The organism is Methylovulum psychrotolerans (assembly GCF_002209385.1).
GTDB classification, from domain to species: domain Bacteria; phylum Pseudomonadota; class Gammaproteobacteria; order Methylococcales; family Methylomonadaceae; genus Methylovulum; species Methylovulum psychrotolerans.
This window is the reverse complement of sequence record NZ_CP022129.1, coordinates 2,398,468-2,415,758: the sequence shown is the minus strand read 5'-3', so window position 1 is coordinate 2,415,758 and position 17,291 is coordinate 2,398,468. Positions and strand designations below refer to the sequence as shown.

18 protein-coding genes, 1 tRNA gene and 1 pseudogene are annotated in these 17,291 nt (G+C 49.7%); 7 read left to right on the top strand and 13 right to left on the bottom strand.

Annotated elements, in window-relative coordinates:
* Positions 1-27 precede the first annotated feature (27 nt).
* The 7 genes from CEK71_RS11000 to CEK71_RS10970 form a co-directional block, all read right to left on the bottom strand.
* Positions 28-1,608, bottom strand: a complete 1,581-nt coding sequence (locus CEK71_RS11000) for an HD domain-containing phosphohydrolase (protein ID WP_088619428.1) — start codon at positions 1,606-1,608, stop codon at positions 28-30.
* Between the two features lie 197 nt (positions 1,609-1,805).
* A complete protein-coding gene (locus CEK71_RS10995) occupies positions 1,806-2,657 on the bottom strand; it encodes a class I SAM-dependent methyltransferase (protein ID WP_088619427.1) in 852 nt (283 codons plus the stop codon).
* 27 nt (positions 2,658-2,684) lie between these two features.
* A complete protein-coding gene (locus tag CEK71_RS10990) occupies positions 2,685-3,950 on the bottom strand; it encodes a calcium-binding protein (RefSeq protein WP_088619426.1) in 1,266 nt (421 codons plus the stop codon).
* Between the two features lie 165 nt (positions 3,951-4,115).
* The gene (gene dapE, locus CEK71_RS10985; protein ID WP_088619425.1) at positions 4,116-5,249 is read right to left on the bottom strand and encodes a succinyl-diaminopimelate desuccinylase; all 1,134 of its coding nucleotides are present in this window, start codon (positions 5,247-5,249) and stop codon (positions 4,116-4,118) included.
* Positions 5,246-5,596: a Spx/MgsR family RNA polymerase-binding regulatory protein gene (locus CEK71_RS10980; protein WP_088619424.1), complete on the bottom strand. Its 351-nt coding sequence runs from the start codon at positions 5,594-5,596 to the stop codon at positions 5,246-5,248. The genes dapE and CEK71_RS10980 overlap by 4 nt, the downstream gene beginning before the upstream one ends.
* A gap of 6 nt (positions 5,597-5,602) precedes the next feature.
* Positions 5,603-5,845: a hypothetical protein gene (locus tag CEK71_RS10975; protein ID WP_088619423.1), complete on the bottom strand. Its 243-nt coding sequence runs from the start codon at positions 5,843-5,845 to the stop codon at positions 5,603-5,605.
* Between the two features lie 140 nt (positions 5,846-5,985).
* Positions 5,986-6,348: a PilZ domain-containing protein gene (locus CEK71_RS10970; protein WP_088619422.1), complete on the bottom strand. Its 363-nt coding sequence runs from the start codon at positions 6,346-6,348 to the stop codon at positions 5,986-5,988.
* A 290-nt stretch (positions 6,349-6,638) separates the two neighbouring features.
* Between CEK71_RS10970 and CEK71_RS10965 the strand changes: the two genes are divergently transcribed.
* The 4 genes from CEK71_RS10965 to CEK71_RS10955 all read left to right on the top strand — a co-directional run bounded on the left by CEK71_RS10965 (position 6,639) and on the right by CEK71_RS10955 (position 10,048).
* Positions 6,639-8,297 carry a SulP family inorganic anion transporter gene (locus CEK71_RS10965; RefSeq protein WP_088619421.1) on the top strand — a complete coding sequence of 553 codons (1,659 nt, stop codon included), beginning with the start codon at positions 6,639-6,641 and terminating at the stop codon, positions 8,295-8,297.
* Positions 8,298-8,446: 149 nt separating this feature from the next.
* Positions 8,447-9,160, top strand: a complete 714-nt coding sequence (locus tag CEK71_RS10960; protein WP_088619420.1) for a DUF2490 domain-containing protein — start codon at positions 8,447-8,449, stop codon at positions 9,158-9,160.
* A gap of 22 nt (positions 9,161-9,182) precedes the next feature.
* A complete protein-coding gene (locus tag CEK71_RS23180; RefSeq protein WP_170065019.1) occupies positions 9,183-9,335 on the top strand; it encodes a hypothetical protein in 153 nt (50 codons plus the stop codon).
* 95 nt (positions 9,336-9,430) lie between these two features.
* Positions 9,431-10,048: a class I SAM-dependent methyltransferase gene (locus CEK71_RS10955; RefSeq protein ID WP_088619419.1), complete on the top strand. Its 618-nt coding sequence runs from the start codon at positions 9,431-9,433 to the stop codon at positions 10,046-10,048.
* Positions 10,049-10,319: 271 nt separating this feature from the next.
* Here the strand turns inward: CEK71_RS10955 and CEK71_RS10945 are convergent, their stop codons facing one another.
* The 6 genes from CEK71_RS10945 to CEK71_RS10915 all read right to left on the bottom strand — a co-directional run bounded on the left by CEK71_RS10945 (position 10,320) and on the right by CEK71_RS10915 (position 15,056).
* Positions 10,320-11,447: a tetratricopeptide repeat protein gene (locus CEK71_RS10945; protein ID WP_088619417.1), complete on the bottom strand. Its 1,128-nt coding sequence runs from the start codon at positions 11,445-11,447 to the stop codon at positions 10,320-10,322.
* 349 nt (positions 11,448-11,796) lie between these two features.
* Complete coding sequence (locus tag CEK71_RS10940) at positions 11,797-12,363, bottom strand: IS1595 family transposase (protein ID WP_088619416.1); 567 nt, start codon at positions 12,361-12,363, stop codon at positions 11,797-11,799.
* 11 nt (positions 12,364-12,374) lie between these two features.
* A complete protein-coding gene (locus CEK71_RS10935) occupies positions 12,375-12,755 on the bottom strand; it encodes a transposase (RefSeq protein WP_088619415.1) in 381 nt (126 codons plus the stop codon).
* Positions 12,756-12,777: 22 nt separating this feature from the next.
* On the bottom strand, positions 12,778-13,122 hold the full coding sequence (locus CEK71_RS10930) for a DUF2513 domain-containing protein (RefSeq protein WP_088619414.1): 345 nt from the start codon (positions 13,120-13,122) through the stop codon (positions 12,778-12,780).
* Between the two features lie 694 nt (positions 13,123-13,816).
* Positions 13,817-14,872, bottom strand: a complete 1,056-nt coding sequence (locus CEK71_RS10920; RefSeq protein WP_088619412.1) for a PDDEXK nuclease domain-containing protein — start codon at positions 14,870-14,872, stop codon at positions 13,817-13,819.
* Between the two features lie 97 nt (positions 14,873-14,969).
* A tRNA-Leu gene (locus CEK71_RS10915) sits at positions 14,970-15,056 on the bottom strand.
* A 356-nt stretch (positions 15,057-15,412) separates the two neighbouring features.
* Here CEK71_RS10915 and sodB point away from each other — a divergent pair.
* From sodB to CEK71_RS10900, 3 genes and pseudogenes are all read left to right on the top strand, one after another.
* Positions 15,413-15,994, top strand: coding sequence for a superoxide dismutase [Fe] (gene sodB / locus CEK71_RS10910; RefSeq protein WP_088619411.1), 582 nt, complete (start codon positions 15,413-15,415; stop codon positions 15,992-15,994).
* A 75-nt stretch (positions 15,995-16,069) separates the two neighbouring features.
* A pseudogene (locus CEK71_RS10905) lies at positions 16,070-16,764 on the top strand (SDR family oxidoreductase).
* Between the two features lie 5 nt (positions 16,765-16,769).
* On the top strand, positions 16,770-17,273 hold the full coding sequence (locus tag CEK71_RS10900; protein WP_088619410.1) for a DUF3455 domain-containing protein: 504 nt from the start codon (positions 16,770-16,772) through the stop codon (positions 17,271-17,273).
* Positions 17,274-17,291 lie beyond the last annotated feature (18 nt).

Below are 17,291 nucleotides of genomic sequence, written 5' to 3'. Positions count from 1 at the left end.
AAGAATCAGTAGCTGCCAACAGCAGCCCTACTCAACATCCAACTGATAATCATCAAGAAATTTTTCGGCATAATGCCGGTAAACCTTTTGCTCAATGAACGCATCGTACAGGTCAGGATCAATATGGTTGGTTTCTTTCATTTTTTTTAAGATAGCCAAGGATTCGGACAAGGTTTTGCCTTGCTTGTAAGGCCTGTCCTTAGACGTTAAGGCTTCAAAAATATCGGCAATCGCCATGCTTCTGGCTTGGATGGACATCTGGCTACGGTACAAGCCTTTAGGATATCCCGTCCCATCCATTTTTTCATGGTGGCCGCCGGCATATTCGGGGACATGTTGCAGATGCTTAGGAAACGTGATTTTCTCCAGCATGGCAATCGTGACATCGATATGCTGGTTAATGATGCGCCTTTCCTCAGCATTCAGCGTGCCTTTGGCAATGGTCAAATTATCAATTTCATCATCGCTTAGCAAAGGCTGCATTTCGCCACCTAAGCGCCAGCTTCTGTGCTTAAAGGCGCGGATACGCTCCTGGTCTTCAGGTGGCATAAATTCCACGCCCTTATTGGCCTGCCGGATGAAAGCCAAATCTTCATCCAGTTCGGCCAATGCCGCCAAATAGGCCTGTGTGCCGGCACTCTCCGGTGTCTGCCCTTGCTCTAAAGCCTGGATTTGTTGTTTCAGCAAAGCAATTTCCATATCCCGCCTTACTACCTCAAAACGGGTCTCCAGCAATACTATCCGGTCAACTATCGTCTGTAATTTAGTCGCCTTATCAATGACCGATTCGGGCGTGGCGATTTTGCCGCAATCATGCAGCCAGCCGGCAATTTTAAGCTCATAGCGGTCGGCATCGGTCATGACAAAATCACGCAAATAACCGTGCCGGGTATTATGTGCCGCCTCGGCGACCATCATGGTCAATTCCGGCACCCGGCGGCAATGCTCCCCGGTATGAGGGGATTTATTGTCAATCGCCGTAGCGATCAATTGCACCAGCGATTCGAACATATTTGCCAAATCGTCGATCAGACATTGCTTGGTCAGGACAATCGCCGCTTGTGATGCCAAAGCTTCGGTAATGTGTTGGGATATTTCATCAAACCCCATCACTTTATTATCGCTTGCGTTTATGGCATTGATAAGCTGCAAAATGCCGATAATGTCACCTTCATGGTTGCGCATCGGTACGGCCAGGAAAGACTTTGAATGGTATTGGTTTTGTAGGTCGAACGCTTTCGTGCCTGCAAAATCAAAGTCCTGATTATGGTAGGCATCGGCTATATTGATGGTTTTATTATGATGGAAAGAACAACTGACCACATTTTTTAAGTTTGGTGCGCCATCTTCAAAATACAAAGGAATATCCGGCATCGTCACCGGAACGCCAAAACTGCCGCCCAAATTGATGCCCAAGCTATCGGACAGCACAATAGCCATTTTTATGGCATTGCCTTCGATACTGTATAGCGTCCCCCCATCTGCACGGGTGATTTGTTTTGCCCCCTGTAAAATCATTTCCAACAGTCGGCTACTGTCCTGTTCGGCAGACAAAGCAATGCCAATATCGATGAGTTTCTCAAGCTGGCTGATAAGGTGATTGTCCATTAATATGCCCTGCCTTTTATTTTAGTCGTTAGTGACATAGGCCTATCAGAATCATAACGCGGGAGACGAGGCAGCGAAAGCGAAATTTTACCTGTGGGAATTGTAATGTCTGGATTTCACCCGCTCACCAATAATGGATTGCACCGTATCAACCAAGGGCAGGGAAACTGCCGATTGGGCAGCAAGGCTGTGCTGCTTCAATTCTTTTTAAAACCATAAACCATATAGTTCAATAAGGCCAAGCGGCTGGCGATTTCCGCCGCTAAGGTTTCGAGCACCGCGCTTTTGCTGATAATCCGGGCTTGTTGCCGAGCTAATTTTCTCAGATAACTATAAGTGGGCAAGGTGTTTACGGTGATGTCCCGCTCGGTCGCACCAGTAAACGCGGTTGCTCCGGCGAGCCGCCGGTAATCGGCGGCGGAAAATTGCAAATTGCATTTGCCGTAGAATGCCCAGTCCGGCAGTTTTAGGCGGGTCAGCGGTAAGAGTTTCGTGTCGGCGACAAAATCCGATAAGGCCAAATAACCGCCGGGCTTAAGGACGCGGTAGGCTTCCTGAAAAAACTGCTTGCGGTCGGGAAAATGAAAAATACATTCCACTGCCAGCACCACATCAAACGACTGGTCGGGAAAGGGCAGGGCGCAGGCGTTGCCTTGCCGGAACGCCACTTGGTTCTGCTCGGTCGCCAGTACCGTGGCGCGGGCGCGTTGCAGTTGCCGTTCGTCCAGGTTTAAGCCCACCAAGTCCATGCGCACATAACGCTCGTTGATATGGGCGATAGTGCCGCCAAACCCACAACCGACATCCAGCACGCTGAGGCCGTTGTGGATGTTGCCCGCCAAGCACACTTGCGCCGACAGGGCTTCGGCGGCTTCGGCAAAGTCGTCGGTCGTCAGGGTGGCTTGTTTAGGCGTTTCCCAATAGCCCCAGTGGACGTGCCGGCCAAAACTTTTGGCTACGGCTTCGTTGCCGTCTTTGAGCAAAGTGAGCAGGTAATCAAAATAAGGCAGTTTGACGGGGGATGATGCTTGGGGTTCGGCGGGGTTCATGGTAGGTTTCCTTAGTGTGGTGGTCTGTTACACAAACACAAAGTGGCTATCGGCCAAGCCTGTGGGCAGGCCTGTGAGCAGGATTTGATTGGTGGGGATGCCCGGACGGGCTTGGGCAGAACTGGTGCGTGTCGAAGAATAAAATGTAGAAGATGAGCTGACGAGTAAAGCATGGGTTGCCCCAGCTTGCCAAGACACCCTATCCCTAGCGACAAAATGGAAGCCTATAAAAGACGTAGCGGATATAGATTGGCTGATGTATTTTGTCCGCTCGTGCGAACCGTTATGGTAATAAGCTCTGCTATAATTGATCGCCCCATCTTTTTGGGCAATAACCAGCTTATCTTCCAAGCCAAAACCGCTCAGGTCAATGGAGCTTAACGCCCAATTATTATAAGCTTTGCCGCCAAAGTCAATCGTGATTGTCTGCACGCCGCTATCGAAACTACCGCCGACACGGGCGGCGGTTGCCACATCTGAAATGGTGTAAGCGCTGAAGTGAGGGATTATTTCGATATCGGTAATGGCGGCATTGACTTGCAAAACCGCATTATCTTTGGTGAAGATATGATAATTGCCGGTAATGCCGTTATCTGCCCAGCCGTTTTCCATCATCAGCGTGTTATTGGCGCTGCCGTCAACTTTTAACGTATCGCTATCGCTGCTGAGGTTAATGATGCTTTCTGCCGACACCATCAAGGTGCTGTGGCTGTCCGCCAAGCGGATGGTTTCTATATTGGTTATCGTTGGCGCATAACGTAAATCCAAGGTTTGGTTACTGGCCTTTATTTGCAGGCTATCCATGCCTGTGCCGCCATCGATGACATCACTGTTAAAGTCATCGATAGTTAAGTGGTCGTCACCTGCGCCACCCATCAAGGTATCGGCTCCTGAGCCACCTTCCAAGAAATCGTTACCCGCACCGCCTACCAAGATATTGTTGGCGGCGTTGCCGACTAGATTATTGTCCAAGCCATTACCCGTGCCATTAATGGCCGCTTTCCCTATCAGCACCAATTTTTCTACGTTGTCGCCCAATGTCCAGTTTATTGAGGAGCGGACAGCGTCAAATCCCGCCCCTAGCGTTTCTGAAACCACATCGCCGACATTATCCACGATATAAATATCGTTGCCATCGCCGCCACTTAACTGGTCGGCACCCGTTCCGCCATTCAAAACATCATTACCCAAGCCACCCGTCAAAACATCGTTGTCGCCATAACCGAATATGGCATCATTTTCCGCACTACCGTTGATAATATTTGCTTGCTTATCGCCTTTTAAAATTGCCATGATAACCACCCATTTAATAAAAATGTTGCAATGTATTACACCCTGCTATGGCTTTCCCATAACATCATTAAGGTTAGCATATCCATAGGGAATTGCCACGGTAGTTAGGGAATAAATTGCTGGCCTAGAATATTGCGGTACATGATTGGCTATTTAGGGCTGTCTCTAAGCGCGGACTAACAAATTCACTAAAATTTGCTCATAAATCGCCGATAAGGTTTCCAGATCAGCCACGCCGATATGCTCGTTGATTTTGTGGATGCTTTCATTGAGCGGCCCCAATTCGATGACTTGTGCGCCAGTGGGGGCGATAAAACGCCCGTCTGAGGTGCCGCCGCCTGTGTCGTCTTTAGGTTCGTAGCCAGTGACGCTATTGATCGCGGCATGGGTCGCGGCCACCAGATCGCCGGAGGCGGTCAGGAACGGCTGTCCTGATAAGCGCCAGTCTAAGCGGTAGTTAAAGCCGAAGCGGTCGAGGATGGCACGGGTGCGTTGCTGGATGGTTTCGGCATTGAGTTCGGTGCAGAACCGTAAGTTAAATTGCACTTCCAGTTCGCCGGGGATAATGTTTTCCGCACCCGTACCGCCGTTGATGTTCGATACTTGCAGGCGGGTGGGCGGAAAAAAAGCATTACCCTGATCCCAGACTTCTTCGGTCAGGGCTTTTAAGGCTGGGGCGAAGGTATGAATAGGGTTTTCGGCCAATTCGGGGTAGGCGACATGGCCTTGGATGCCGATGACGGTCAGGCGGGCGCACAAAGAGCCGCGCCGTCCGACGCGGATAACGTCGCCGATGCGTTTGTCGCTGGACGGTTCGCCGACTAAGCACCAGGTGATTTTTTCGCCACGCGCTTCCAGCACTTCAACGACTTTGACGACCCCGTGGGTGGCAATGCCTTCTTCATCGCTGGTCATCATGACGGCCAGCGAGCCTTGGTGGTCGGGGTGCTGTTTGAGAAAACGCTCCACCGCCGTAACGAACGCGGCGATGCCGCCTTTCATATCAGCCGCCCCGCGCCCGTACAGTTTACCGTCGCGTAGGGTCGGCTCAAACGGTGGCGAATCCCACGCTGTTAACGCGCCGGTCGGCACCACGTCGGTATGCCCCAGAAACGTCAATAAGGGTTGGCTTTGGCCGCGTCTTAGCCAAATGTTTTGGGTGTCGGCAAAATCCAGCCGCTCGGCGCTAAAACCCAATGGGGTCAGGCGTTCGGTCAGCAAATCTTGGCAACCGGCATCTTGCGGGGTGATGGAGGGGCGGCTAATCAGGGTTTTAAGCAGGTCTAAAGTGTCGCTCATAGTTCGGTTTCGTAGCGTTCGGCAGTAAAGCCGACTAGTAGTTGCACGCCGGTATCCAATACCGGACGTTTCATTAGGGTGGGGGTTGCCAAGATCAGGGCGATGGCTTTTTCTTGGTTAAGGTCGGCTTGCTGTTCGGCGGATAATTGCCGCCATGCGGTACTGCTGCGGTTAAGCAGCAGTTTCCAATCGGCACGCGCAACAAAATCATGCAGTTGCTCGGCGTTGAGGCCATCGGCGCGGACATCGTGGTAGCGGTAGGGTTTGTGGTGTTGCTCTAGCCAGCGCCGCGCTTTTTTAACAGATTGGCAGGTGGTGATGCCATATAAGGTTAAGACGGTGGTCATCTGGCATTAGAGTTGGCTGTTTAACAGTTCATCTAACGTGGGCAGTTCAGGGTCGGCTTTACAACGCACTTTGTAAATGTCGATAAACTCCATGAAAGCCTGTTCTAAGTCGGCAAGAATGTCTTCTTCATTTTCGCGCTCGTCTTCCGGCACATCATCTGATGCCAAGTATTCGCGTTGTAAAGCGACTTCGCTGTTTAAGGCAAGGGTGGCGTAAATGACGGCGTTATTTGAGATAGTGTCGCTCATAATCTTTAGCTCCAAAGGTGGGGAAAGTAATCTATTCCATTAGTGTAGCTTAACTGCGCGTTTTTAGTATGAGTTTATTGGCATTGGCCTGACGATTTCCGCATTTTACCCAGGGTTAGGCGAGGAACCGTGCCAGTAGCTTAATGAGGCGGATGACTTTTTAATCCTAGTGCCGCCTCTAATGCTTTTATGGACTGCTGGGTTGGTGCGTCGGTTTCGCTAAAACAGACACCGACACCAACCGGAAAAGTCCCTTCGATGGTTGCCGCATAGATAATGTCGCATTTTAGTGTCAGGGCCTCATGGTGCAGGCAGATTTGCAGAATGCCTGATTGGCACAGATGCGAAGGGTTTAGCGGAGGGTTTGGTGCGGATAAGAACGCACCGCTTAAACTGATGTTACCGACTTGACCGACATATTCTTGGTTTTCGACAACAAAGCGATACGCCAGATTAGTGGGTACACGCACATGCCGACGTTTGTTTTCGGGAATCTGGGACATCGTTTTTTCCTGCCGTAGTTAGTGTTAGTCCAGAATGATACGCAACGCCTAATGATTAGGCAATGATGGTTGCAAATTTAAACGTACCAGCAATTTGTTGCTAAGCAATCAGTATTGGTGGTGGGCGGTTGAAATCAACCGGAAATCGGTTGTTTTGCCCTTTTGGATGCCCATAATGGGTGGTTTTTACAAAAAAAAACATTAAAACCAATGAGGTATAAAATAAATTATATTGGCATGTTAATTGCAATTTAAGCTCTAAACAGCCCGATTAATCTGAGGAAACATTTATGAGTAAGGTAAGCCCATCCGCGTTGCCGCAAACCGGCTTGGCCGGATTAAAAGAAAACTGGCACAGTGACTTGTTGTCGGGTTTTCTGGTATTTTTGATCGCTATGCCGTTATGCTTAGGCATCTCTATGGCTTCTGGCTTTCCGCCGTCAGCCGGTATCATCACCGCTGTGATTGGCGGGGTATTGGTGTCGCGTATCAGTGGTTCGTATGTGACTATTAACGGCCCGGCGGCAGGTCTGATTGTCGTGGTCTTGGGAGCTGTGCAGTCTTTAGGCGAAGGCGATGCCATGGCGGGCTACCGTTACACCTTGGCGGCGATTGTGGTCGCCAGTGTGTTTCAGATTCTGATGGGCTATTTTAAGTCTGGTCGGCTGAGTTCGTTTTTTCCGGCCTCGGTAGTCCACGGAATGTTGGCGGCCATCGGCATCATTATTATGGCGAAACAAATCCATACCGTGCTTGGCAGTGCGCCTACCAAAGGCAGCAGTCTGATTTCTACTATCGCCCAGATTCCCAATAGCTTTATTAATATGAATCCTGAAATTGCCATTATTGGCTTTTCCGGTTTGGCTATTTTGATTCTGTGGACGGTGGTGAAAAACCGCTATCTGAAAATGATCCCCGCCCCGTTAATCGTGGTGTTGGTCGGGATAGGTTTGGGTAAGGTGTTTGACCTTGACCATGAGCATGTGTATTTGTTTTTGCCCGATGCGACGATTTTGCCGCATCATGAAGCGACTATAGGGCCGAAGTTTTTGGTGGCCATTTCTGATAATTTTATGTCCAGCTTTTACTTTCCTGATTTTTCAAAATTCGCCACCGTCGAATTTTGGGAAGCGGTGGTCAGTATCTGTTTGGTCGGCAGCTTAGAAAGCTTGTTAAGCGCGATGGCGGTGGATAAACTGGATCCCTATAAACGCCAAGCCAATTTGGATAAGGATTTAATGGCAGTGGGTGCGGGCAATTTGGTGGCTGGCTTGGTCGGGGGTTTGCCGATGATCGCCGAGATTGTCCGCAGTTCCGCCAATGTCACTAATGGCGCTAAAACTAGTTGGGCGAACTTTTTCCACGGTGTCTTTTTGTTACTGTTTGTGGCCTTCTTCCCGCGCCTGATCCATAGTATTCCTTTAGCGGCACTGGCTTCATTATTAGTCTTTACCGGCTTCCGTCTGGCTTCGCCCAAAGAGTTCGGCAAAGTCTTGGGTTTGGGTAAAGAGCAGTTTTTCTTGTTTGTGGTGACGATTGTCGGTGTTATCGCCACCGATTTATTGGTCGGGGTTGCCTTAGGGATTGTTGTTAAGCTGTTAATCCATATCAGCCGGGGCGTTAAGTTTAATAATTTGTTTAAAATCCACTTTGAAATCCAACAGGCTGATGACAATACGGTATGGGTAAAAATCAGCGGTGCGGCCATTTTCTCTAATTTTATGGCCTTAAAAGATGCCATGATGACGGTAGGGCAAGGTAAGACGGTCATTTTTCAGTTAAACGATGCCTTTTTGCTCGACCACAGCTTTATGGAATATATGCACCACTTCCAACATGACTATGAAGCCCAAGGCGGCAAATGCGAGTTTTACGGCTTGGAATACCATGAAGCCTATTCGCAACACCCGTTAGCCGCGCGTAAGCATAAGACGCTGTCTTTTAGTTAAACATTCTGGTGCGGGCTGTTGATGCCCGCACCTTTCTTGTCGTCATGAGCTGATAGCCGCCGCACATTGGATCAGCTTTATTTTGTGTGCGACATCACTGATAACCGCATCACTGGTACAACGATTGTGAATGCAAATAGGCGTATACTATGAAAAAATTACTGGCATTAGCCATGATAATGGGTTTTGGCGCTTTAGCGCCGCCAGCCACTGCCGCAGGCCCTGCCCCCACCTTTGTTGAGGATGACGGTAGCTGGCTGCAAATGGTAGGTGAGGGCAGTTTAAAAATTATTGACCCGAAACTGGAAAAAACCCGTATCTGGCTGGAAGGCCAATCCCGTTATGACGGCGATTTTAGCCATTGGTATCAAGGTATGGTGCGGGCGGCAGTGGGTTATTCGCTCACTGAGCGCCTTACTGTTTGGGCGGGTTACACTTGGTTGCCGACACAAAATATCGGCAAGAGCTTTGTCTCCCAGCAAGATGTTTGGCCGGGTCTGCGCTATGTTTTGCCGACCAGCTTCGGTACCTTATCCTTACGGACGTTGGTAGAAAGTAACTTTTTACAAGACAGCAATGTGCGTGTCCGGCCACGGCAAATGGTGCGCTTTATGCACCCGTTGCAAGCCGAGCCGCGTTTGAGCCTGATTGCTTGGGATGAGTTTTTTATCCGCCTTAACGACACGCCTTATGGCGGCCAGGCGGGTTTTGACCAAAACCGCGCGTTTGCCGGTTTGGGTTGGTCGTTTAATAAAAATGTCCGTACCGAATTGGGTTATATGAACCAATATGTGGAGAATCTTACCCACACCAGCGACACCATGCGACACTTGATTATGGGGTCGGTGTTTATCAATTTCTAATTAGCCTCAGGGGGGCTTCGTAATGACACGCATTGTTTGCCTTTTGGTATTGCTGGTCGTTACGTTGCTGGAAATCGGCCCCATCCCCATTACCGGCTTATGGCTGATGTGGGTGGTGGTGTTCCGCCCCGCTTGGTTTTACCGCTTAGTCCTGAAAATCTACGGCAAACCATAAGCCCACCCCTTTGCCGGCCTTGCCAAAATCTATTGCCGCCCCCGCCTATCCCGCTGTACCATGCCCGCTTTCCTGTTACCAACCCCTGAGCGCTTATGAAAACCGATAGCGAAACCGTCAGAAAACGCTATGACCGTATAGCCCCTTATTTTGAAGTCTTAGAGGCCGTTATCGAAGGCCTGTTTTTTAAAAGATGGCGCAAACGCCTGTGGGCGAAAGTGGACGGTTATCATATCCTTGAAGTTGGGGTGGGGACGGGGAAAAATTTTGCCCATTATCCGGGCTACGCCCGCATCACCGCGATTGATTTTAGCCCGGGGATGCTGAAGCAGGCGCAGCAGCAGCGTGAACGCAAAAAAGTGGTGGTCGATCTGGAATTGATGGATGTGCAGGCTTTATATTTTGCCGATAACAGTTTCGACACAGTGGTCGCCAGTTTCGTATTCTGCTCTGTACCCATGCCCTTAAAAGGCCTTAAAGAACTGCACCGGGTCTGCAAGCCCGGCGGCCAAGTTTTATTGCTGGAGCATGTGCTCAGTTCCAGGCCGCCGCTGGCGTGGCTGATGCACCGCCTCAACCCGCTGGTCTTGCGCCTGTTCGGCGCGAATATCGACCGCAATACCGTTAAGAACGTTAAGGCGTGCCCTTTTGTGTCGGTGCGCGTGGATGAGCAAAGCGGCGATATGATTAAGCTGATTGAGGCGAGGAAGTAGCGATGTTATAGGGCGGCTTGTATTTCTTGTTCTTCCATTCGGCAAGGCCATTAGCGTTGTGTCCCATGATAATAGAGGTTGTAGTTGACGGGCTGCTAAAAAGGTTGAATAATAGCTGATTCGGGTAGTCCGGCACAGTGTTACCACCGAGGGATTTTAAGGCAGCCGTTGGAGCCGTCCTGCCCATGCCAAGCCAAAACGGACAACCGGAACCGCCGCCCGTTGGTCTTATTCAAGATATTAAACAGACTATACAATCTTCCAAGCCCCGTCAATAAGGGATAAAGTATATCTTTAGGCCGTAGGATTGCTTGTTTTTTGCGGTCAGTTCGTTAATCGAGTCAGCTTTGCCTCCCAGTCGTTTATATACTTTCCAGTTTGATGCAAGTCGTTCCTTGCAGTCCAGTAGCAAGGATGCATAGCGGTATAGATTGCTGGTGCTAATAACGCCAGACATGGCCTTTATTTTGTATTCTCGCGCCCTTTTTCCTTCAGTCTCTTCGGCTATCCGGCTAACGGAAAGCGTGTCAATGATGACCGCCCTTAAGTCGCCTATCCGCTTATCTTCCGCTTGCTCGGCAAGTTTTATACTGACTAATTTCTGCACTTCGGCAAAGTAATTACCATACGGATAATCTGCTAAATATTCTTGATAAGTCTCAAGGCTGTCTTTTCTTGTTGAATTGCGATAGGCGGCCTCCTCCCTTAGTGTGCTTGCCTCAAAAGTATGTTTTCCGTTTTTATACTGGCTTAGGTAGCCATCATAATCGGCAAGCCTATTGGCATCCTTGGCGGCGGCAAAAACGAAATCATCAATAGCCGCCCTTGCTTGGTCGCTTAGCGGCCCATTGGGATACCATTTTAGGAATTCCTCATAACTGCTTTGGGAGTTGGCGGTTTTTGCGATATTAAAGGCTTCGGCTGAATGCTTGGCTGGCGGTTTGACATAATCTTGCATTAGCTTGTAAAAAGTATTGCTTTTGGCATACCCAATAAGAGACAAATAACCTGCACGGGAGTTTGTTTTCTTGGCGGCATCGTAGTGATGCTTTAGCCCAGAAGCATCCCTAATCTCGGTGTAAATTGGCGATTCGGCCTTATTGGGCGATGGGTAGCATGTGTCACAATTCAACTCTTCTTTCAGTTCGCCAATGCTGGCAACAAAGGCAATTATTTTTTCTGGGTCGCCAGTCGATTTGACTTCTTGCCAGTTGGCGGATAATTTTGAAAAATCCTCTTCTGCAATCACTTGCCTAGTTATGGGAAATAGCGGCACTCCCGGAATAAGGGCGGTCGGTATAAACGCAATATCAAAAGGCACGGTAATAGACCGGGAAACTATTTTCTCCGAACACCCCGCAATCATAAAAAGAACCGCAAAAATAATAACTCTTCCCATAACACCACCTAGTAATGAATTAAGCCTAAATCTTATCCTAATTGGTAGAAAAATTCAGGTTGGCGAGTCGTGACCGGATAATAGAGCTTTTAACAGATTACCGGGTGAATGCCATGATGAATAGATTAGTCCTTGTTCCCGTGAAACGTCGTGATGAGGGTCTGCTGAGCCTGCTTAATATATGGGATAGGCGCATCGCCCAAGGCAAAAGCGAGATACTTGAGGGCAAATGCTCAATTGAAGAGCCGCTGCTCAGGTATGGCGTTGAATGCTATTCTGACTGTGTCCGCCGGGTGCGACAGGAGTTAACACCTAAAAAAGTTGTTCTTTTAGCCATTCGAGTAAGGCTCTATATGGGTTTCGGGGTCTTTTTAACTAAAACAGCCAGTAACGAAGACAGCAAGCTTTTCCCGCGTTTTCTGACATTATGGACAAACTCAAAAAAGCTCAGGTACAGGGGCAACTTGGCCTGTGATATGCCGCGATGCGGGCGTAGCCAGGAACGCAGCAGCGACCAGAAGCCTTCCATGGTGTTTGAATGGACTTCGCAAAAACTGTCGCCGTCCTCGTCACGGGCATATTCCCCCGCCGAATGGTTGACCGTCTTATGCGGGTAACCCCAAGCCTCCAAGCGGCTATAGATGTTGTATTCGTCGGTATAGATTTGTGTGCCGGGCATAATGGTTTGTAAGATCAAGGGCTTGATGGTGGGCTGTTGCACGTTTTCGAGCATCCTGATGACGACTTCACCTGTGCGCTGGATCATGCCGAAGACGGGCGGCTTCTCGGTCTCCGCCGTGCCACGCCCCGGTGCACCTTTTAGGCGGCGGCAACGGGGCTTCCTTCCGGCTTTGGCAACTTTGTCCGGCTGGCCTTTATGGCCCGCCACGATGTAGACTTCGTCGCATTCGACCACGCCGGACAGGGTTACCCGCTCTTTTTTTTATCCAGACCTAAGCGCAAGTGTTCTGTCATATACTGCAAGTCGTCCTTGTTCAAATCCAATTCTTGGGCGATCTGCTGGTTGGACAGGTTCAGCCCCATGAAATACAGGCATAGCACCCAGGCCGACAGCGGCTGATGATGCCCTGACAGCACGGTTTCGGTCAAGTCGTCGAAACGTTTGTTGCAAGCCTTGCATTGGTAACGCTGGCAAAGGCGTTGCGGACTGTCGAAGCCGCGCCGGATCGTGTCGCCGCTGTCGCAATGGGGGCAGGTGACACCGTCTGCCCAACGTAACTGGCGGATGGTCGCGTAACACTGGGCTTCGCTGACTAGTTGTTTGATGGTTATGATTGAAGTTTCCATCCGACCATTTTATCAAAAGACCTCAAAACCCATATTGAGCCTCGAGTAATATGGCGGCACTTATTGCAGGAGATTGAGAAGCGGCAAAAGCCTTCCCTTTTTCCCAAATGCTTTCATCCCTGAACGCCTCTTCAATAAATTCGTGGCCTTTCCAGCATAAGCCATAAACCATAAAATACTGATAACCACTGACACAGAAAAGGGCTTCCCCTTTAAGGAAGCCTTCCGTTATCAACAGCTCGGTGTGATAGTCCACTACTTCCTGGTCATATTCACCTGGATATTCAAAGCTACTAACAGGGCTGTCCACCGAAATACTTTCCGCCTCTTTCAAGATCGTTTTTATTAACTCAAAGTCTCGTTTCATGGTTTTTACTTCGCTGTCCGTGTTTGAGGGCTAAATGTTAACTGCCGTAAGTGGTTTTGTATATTGAAATTACCAAAATTTGAACTATTCGGGAATTGAAAGTGGCAGGCAATAAAAAGCTTGTTTAACACGGATTATTATTGCACGGTGATTCGTGAAGATAGGTTAAGGAGTCCGTAGTGGAGGCCACAAACACTCGCGGATTCAGCCACCGACCGGGCACAATGGTTGCGGCGACCGCCAATAAACTTTTGGGGAACGACACGATGGAACCCAAGAATGCACGCGCCAAGGGTGCGGGCAGAAAACCGTTACAGCAGGGTCAAAAAACATGTCCATCCGCCTGAAAACGGCACAGCATAAGCAGTTTCTGGAACTGCGCGGTATCGCTTGGCTAAGGGGCAGATCGACAAGGCCGAGAACGGCGATTGAGCCGGAAAGTGACCGGAATTGCCATTATAAACAAGCCGTCTTCGGGCTGTTTTTTGTGCCTGAATTTGGCAAGGAGTGCGGCTTTATTTTTCACAAAGCTACACAAATAATCCAAGCAAGTTGGGGTATAACTGCTATTGCAAGGACTAAACTGATCAATTTCCTTTGAATAGCTAATTGTAGAGTTAGCTCCCGTAACCGCACAAATCCTCCGGCGCACCCGCAATATGCCCAAATTCAGCCAAAAACTGTTGTGCATCCATCAATCTTCCTCCATTTGCACGTCGCCGACCCGCTGCCGAGAGTTACGGATGGCTTCATGCAGTTTTTGTTGCAATACGGCTTTAGGCGGCAATTCGGTCAGGTATTCGGCGACATGGATGCCGGTTTGATCCAGTTCCAGTAATTCAATTTGTTCCTGTTTTTTGCCGCTGCACAGAATAATGCCCAGCGGGGAGGCTTCGCCGGGTTCTTGTTCGTATTTGGCTAGCCAGCGTAAATAAAGCTCCATTTGACCTTTGTCGGCAGCTTTGAAATCGCCCAGTTTCAGGTCGATAGCCACCAGCCGTTTTAAGCGGCGGTTGTAAAATAACAGGTCGATATAAAAGTCGTCGTTGTCGATTTGCAAGCGTTTTTGCCGAGCAACAAAGGTAAAACCCGCGCCTAATTCCAGCAGGAAGTTTTCCAGCTCCCGCAGAATGGCATCTTCCAGGTCTTTTTCCAGATAGCGGTCGTTGAGTTGAAGAAAGTCCAGCACATAGGGGTCTTTGAGCAGCAGATTGGGCGTGACTTCGCCCGTTTCACGCAATGCTGACAGTTCGGCAGTCAATGCCTCATCAGGTTTGCGCGATAGCGCCGTGCGTTCAAACAGCATGGAATCTAAACGCCCTTGCAGGGTGCGGGTACTCCAACGCTCAGCTTGGCACATCTCGATGTAGAATTCTCGTTTCAGTGGGTCGCTGATATAGATCAGGCTACGCAGGTGAGTCCAGCTTAATTGTCTACTCAGTGCGTAGACAATCTCCTCGGACGGAAAGACATCGGCAAAACGCAACATGTGGCGTAGGTTTTTGTTGGAAAAGCCGCGCCCATAGTCGCTTTCCAGTTGCTTTGACAAGCTTGCAATGATTTGCTCGCCGTATTCGGCCCGCTCGCCTTTGAGCACTTCGCTTTGGATGCGCCGACCAATATGCCAATAAAGTACAGTCAACGCGCTATTAACAACGGTGGCAAGTTGCGCACGGCTTTTGCTGATGAGCTGGCGAATATCGGTTAGCAGTGCTTGCGCGGCGCTAGGGTCGGTGGCGATGGGTTTCATGCTTCAGCCTCGGTGTTGAAATGGTGTGTCCGTTGCGACATTTTCGACAGGCAATAAAAAAGGCCTGTACATAAGCTGTACAGGCCTTTGAATTTTTTGGTGCCTCGGGCCGGAGTCGAACCGGCACGGTGTTACCACCGAGGGATTTTAAGTCCCTTGCGTCTACCAATTTCGCCACCGAGGCATAGAAACTGTTTGGTTAAGCGGGGCATTATATAGCAAGAATAAAAATAAACCAGTCCTGAGGATGATTTTTTTATAAAAAAGCAGGATATTGGCCGATACTGTGTAGCACTGTTATCAGGTTTTTATACTAAAACAGTCGCTTAGGTTTTACGTTTTTGGTGGGTTTGGACGGAAAATACTGGCGCGGCGGGGCTTGGGCGGCACTGGATTGCGCTCTGGCAGACAATTTAAGCAAGTCCGGCTTTATTTAATTGTCCAGCAATGCTACAGTTATAGCTTAGCACATTACTGGGTATTTCATGTAGCCAGTGGTTTGCCGACCCCTTTCTTTTAACGTTTATTTAGGATAATCAAATGGCTTTCGAACTTCCTGCTTTGCCTTATGCTAGCAACAGATTGGTCCCTTATATTTCTGAAGAGACTTTAGAGTTTCATCACGGTAAGCACCACCAAACCTATGTGACTAACCTGAACAATTTGGTTCCTGGCACCGAATTTGAAGGCTTATCATTGGAAGAAATCATCCTGAAATCTTCCGGCCCCATTTTCAACAATGCCGCACAAGTATGGAACCACACCTTTTACTGGAACAGCTTGGCGCCTCACGCAGGCGGCGAACCTACCGGTGCGTTGGCTGAGGCGATTAATGCAAAATTCGGCTCTTTTGCCCAGTTTAAAGAAGAATTCACTAAATGCGCGGTCGGCACCTTTGGTTCCGGTTGGGCGTGGTTGGTGAAAAATGCCGACGGTAGCTTAGGCTTAGTCAGCACCAGCAATGCCGGTTGCCCCTTAACTACAGGCCAAACGCCGTTGTTGACGTGCGACGTTTGGGAACATGCCTATTACATCGACTACCGCAATGCGCGTCCTAAATATTTAGAAGCTTTTTGGGCGTTGGTAAATTGGAATTTCGCCGCTGCTAATTTCGCCGCGTAAGTTCCGGTTTTTACGGTTGCTATCTAGCCCTCTGTGTCTTTGCCGATGCAGGGGGCTTTTTTATGGGAGAAAAACATGGCTACAGTATTAATAACCGGTGCTAACCGGGGTTTAGGGTTGGAGTTTTGCCGCCAGTATGCGCAAGACGGTTGGCAAGTGATCGCTTGTTGCCGCCAGCCTGCCCAAGCGCAGGCTTTATTGGCGTTGGCGGGGCAATACCCGGCATCCAAGTGGAGGCCTTAGACGTGGCCGATTTCGCCGCTATTGATGCCCTGGCGGCGAAATTGGCGGATATTCAGCTGGATGTGTTGCTGAACAATGCGGGCGTATATGGCGATAACCGTACGAATGCTTTTGGGGAACTGGATTATCCGCTCTGGTTGCAGTCGTTTGTCATCAATACCCAAGCGCCGATGAAAATGGCCGAGGCGTTTTTGCCGCAGTTACTGCGTGGTGGGCAGAAATTGGTGGTGAATGTCAGCAGCCTGATGGGCAGCGTTACCGACAACACCAGTGGCGGCAGCATCTATTACCGTTCCAGTAAGGCGGCGTTGAATGCGGCGATGAAGAGCTTAGCCATCGACTTAAAACCGCAAGCCATTGGGGTCTTGACGCTGCACCCCGGTTGGGTTAAAACAGATATGGGCGGCCCTAATGCCTTAATCGAAAAAGAGGAGAGCATTAGCGGAATGCGCCAAGTCATCGCCCGGTTCACCTTAGGACAATCGGGTGATTTTATTAAGTATGATGGCAACGTAATGCCGTGGTGAAGCCTATGTTAAGAATGCTGTTGTTAGGGACGCTGTTGCTCGCCGGAACGGCCTTTGCCGAGTGCCAAGGCCCGGCGGCGATTAAGCCGCCTGTCGGCCATGAAGCGTTTGGGGCGGCCCATGCCCAGGGTGAGCAGATTTATCAGTGTACCTTTAGCCAAGGCCAATACGCTTGGCAATATCTAGCACCGGAGGCGGTGCTGCGCAATAATCAAGGCCAGGTCATCGGCAAGCATTTTGCGGGGCCGACGTGGGAAGCAGCGGACGGCAGTAAGGTGACGGGCAAGGTGTTGGAAAAATTGGATGTAAGCCCTGACACGTCGGTGCCTTGGCTATTGCTGGAAGCAGTCGGCCATGAAGGTAAAGGCTTGTTGGCACAAACCCGTTTTATCACCCGCATTAAAACGGTCGGCGGTTTGCCGCCTGTGTCGGGTTGCAACAGCAACCATTTGGGCAGTGAAAAGCGCGTCGCTTATACGGCGGATTATGTGTTTTTTAAAGCCCGTTAATTTGTTGCACTAAGCCGT

Bases quoted from the DNA above. Each gene is read 5' to 3' on its own strand.
- CEK71_RS10945 (WP_088619417.1), bottom strand. From the start codon at position 11,447: ATGGGAAGAGTTATTATTTTTGCGGTTCTTTTTATGATTGCGGGGTGT.
- CEK71_RS10990 (WP_088619426.1), bottom strand. From the start codon at position 3,950: ATGGCAATTTTAAAAGGCGATAAGCAAGCAAATATTATCAACGGTAGT.
- CEK71_RS10920 (WP_088619412.1), bottom strand. From the start codon at position 14,872: ATGAAACCCATCGCCACCGACCCTAGCGCCGCGCAAGCACTGCTAACC.
- sodB (WP_088619411.1), top strand. From the start codon at position 15,413: ATGGCTTTCGAACTTCCTGCTTTGCCTTATGCTAGCAACAGATTGGTC.
- CEK71_RS10960 (WP_088619420.1), top strand. From the start codon at position 8,447: ATGAAAAAATTACTGGCATTAGCCATGATAATGGGTTTTGGCGCTTTA.
- CEK71_RS10900 (WP_088619410.1), top strand. From the start codon at position 16,770: ATGTTAAGAATGCTGTTGTTAGGGACGCTGTTGCTCGCCGGAACGGCC.
- dapE (WP_088619425.1), bottom strand. From the start codon at position 5,249: ATGAGCGACACTTTAGACCTGCTTAAAACCCTGATTAGCCGCCCCTCC.
- CEK71_RS10935 (WP_088619415.1), bottom strand. From the start codon at position 12,755: ATGGAAACTTCAATCATAACCATCAAACAACTAGTCAGCGAAGCCCAG.
- CEK71_RS10995 (WP_088619427.1), bottom strand. From the start codon at position 2,657: ATGAACCCCGCCGAACCCCAAGCATCATCCCCCGTCAAACTGCCTTAT.
- CEK71_RS23180 (WP_170065019.1), top strand. From the start codon at position 9,183: ATGACACGCATTGTTTGCCTTTTGGTATTGCTGGTCGTTACGTTGCTG.
- CEK71_RS11000 (WP_088619428.1), bottom strand. From the start codon at position 1,608: ATGGACAATCACCTTATCAGCCAGCTTGAGAAACTCATCGATATTGGC.
- CEK71_RS10980 (WP_088619424.1), bottom strand. From the start codon at position 5,596: ATGACCACCGTCTTAACCTTATATGGCATCACCACCTGCCAATCTGTT.
- CEK71_RS10955 (WP_088619419.1), top strand. From the start codon at position 9,431: ATGAAAACCGATAGCGAAACCGTCAGAAAACGCTATGACCGTATAGCC.
- CEK71_RS10970 (WP_088619422.1), bottom strand. From the start codon at position 6,348: ATGTCCCAGATTCCCGAAAACAAACGTCGGCATGTGCGTGTACCCACT.
- CEK71_RS10975 (WP_088619423.1), bottom strand. From the start codon at position 5,845: ATGAGCGACACTATCTCAAATAACGCCGTCATTTACGCCACCCTTGCC.
- CEK71_RS10965 (WP_088619421.1), top strand. From the start codon at position 6,639: ATGAGTAAGGTAAGCCCATCCGCGTTGCCGCAAACCGGCTTGGCCGGA.
- CEK71_RS10930 (WP_088619414.1), bottom strand. From the start codon at position 13,122: ATGAAACGAGACTTTGAGTTAATAAAAACGATCTTGAAAGAGGCGGAA.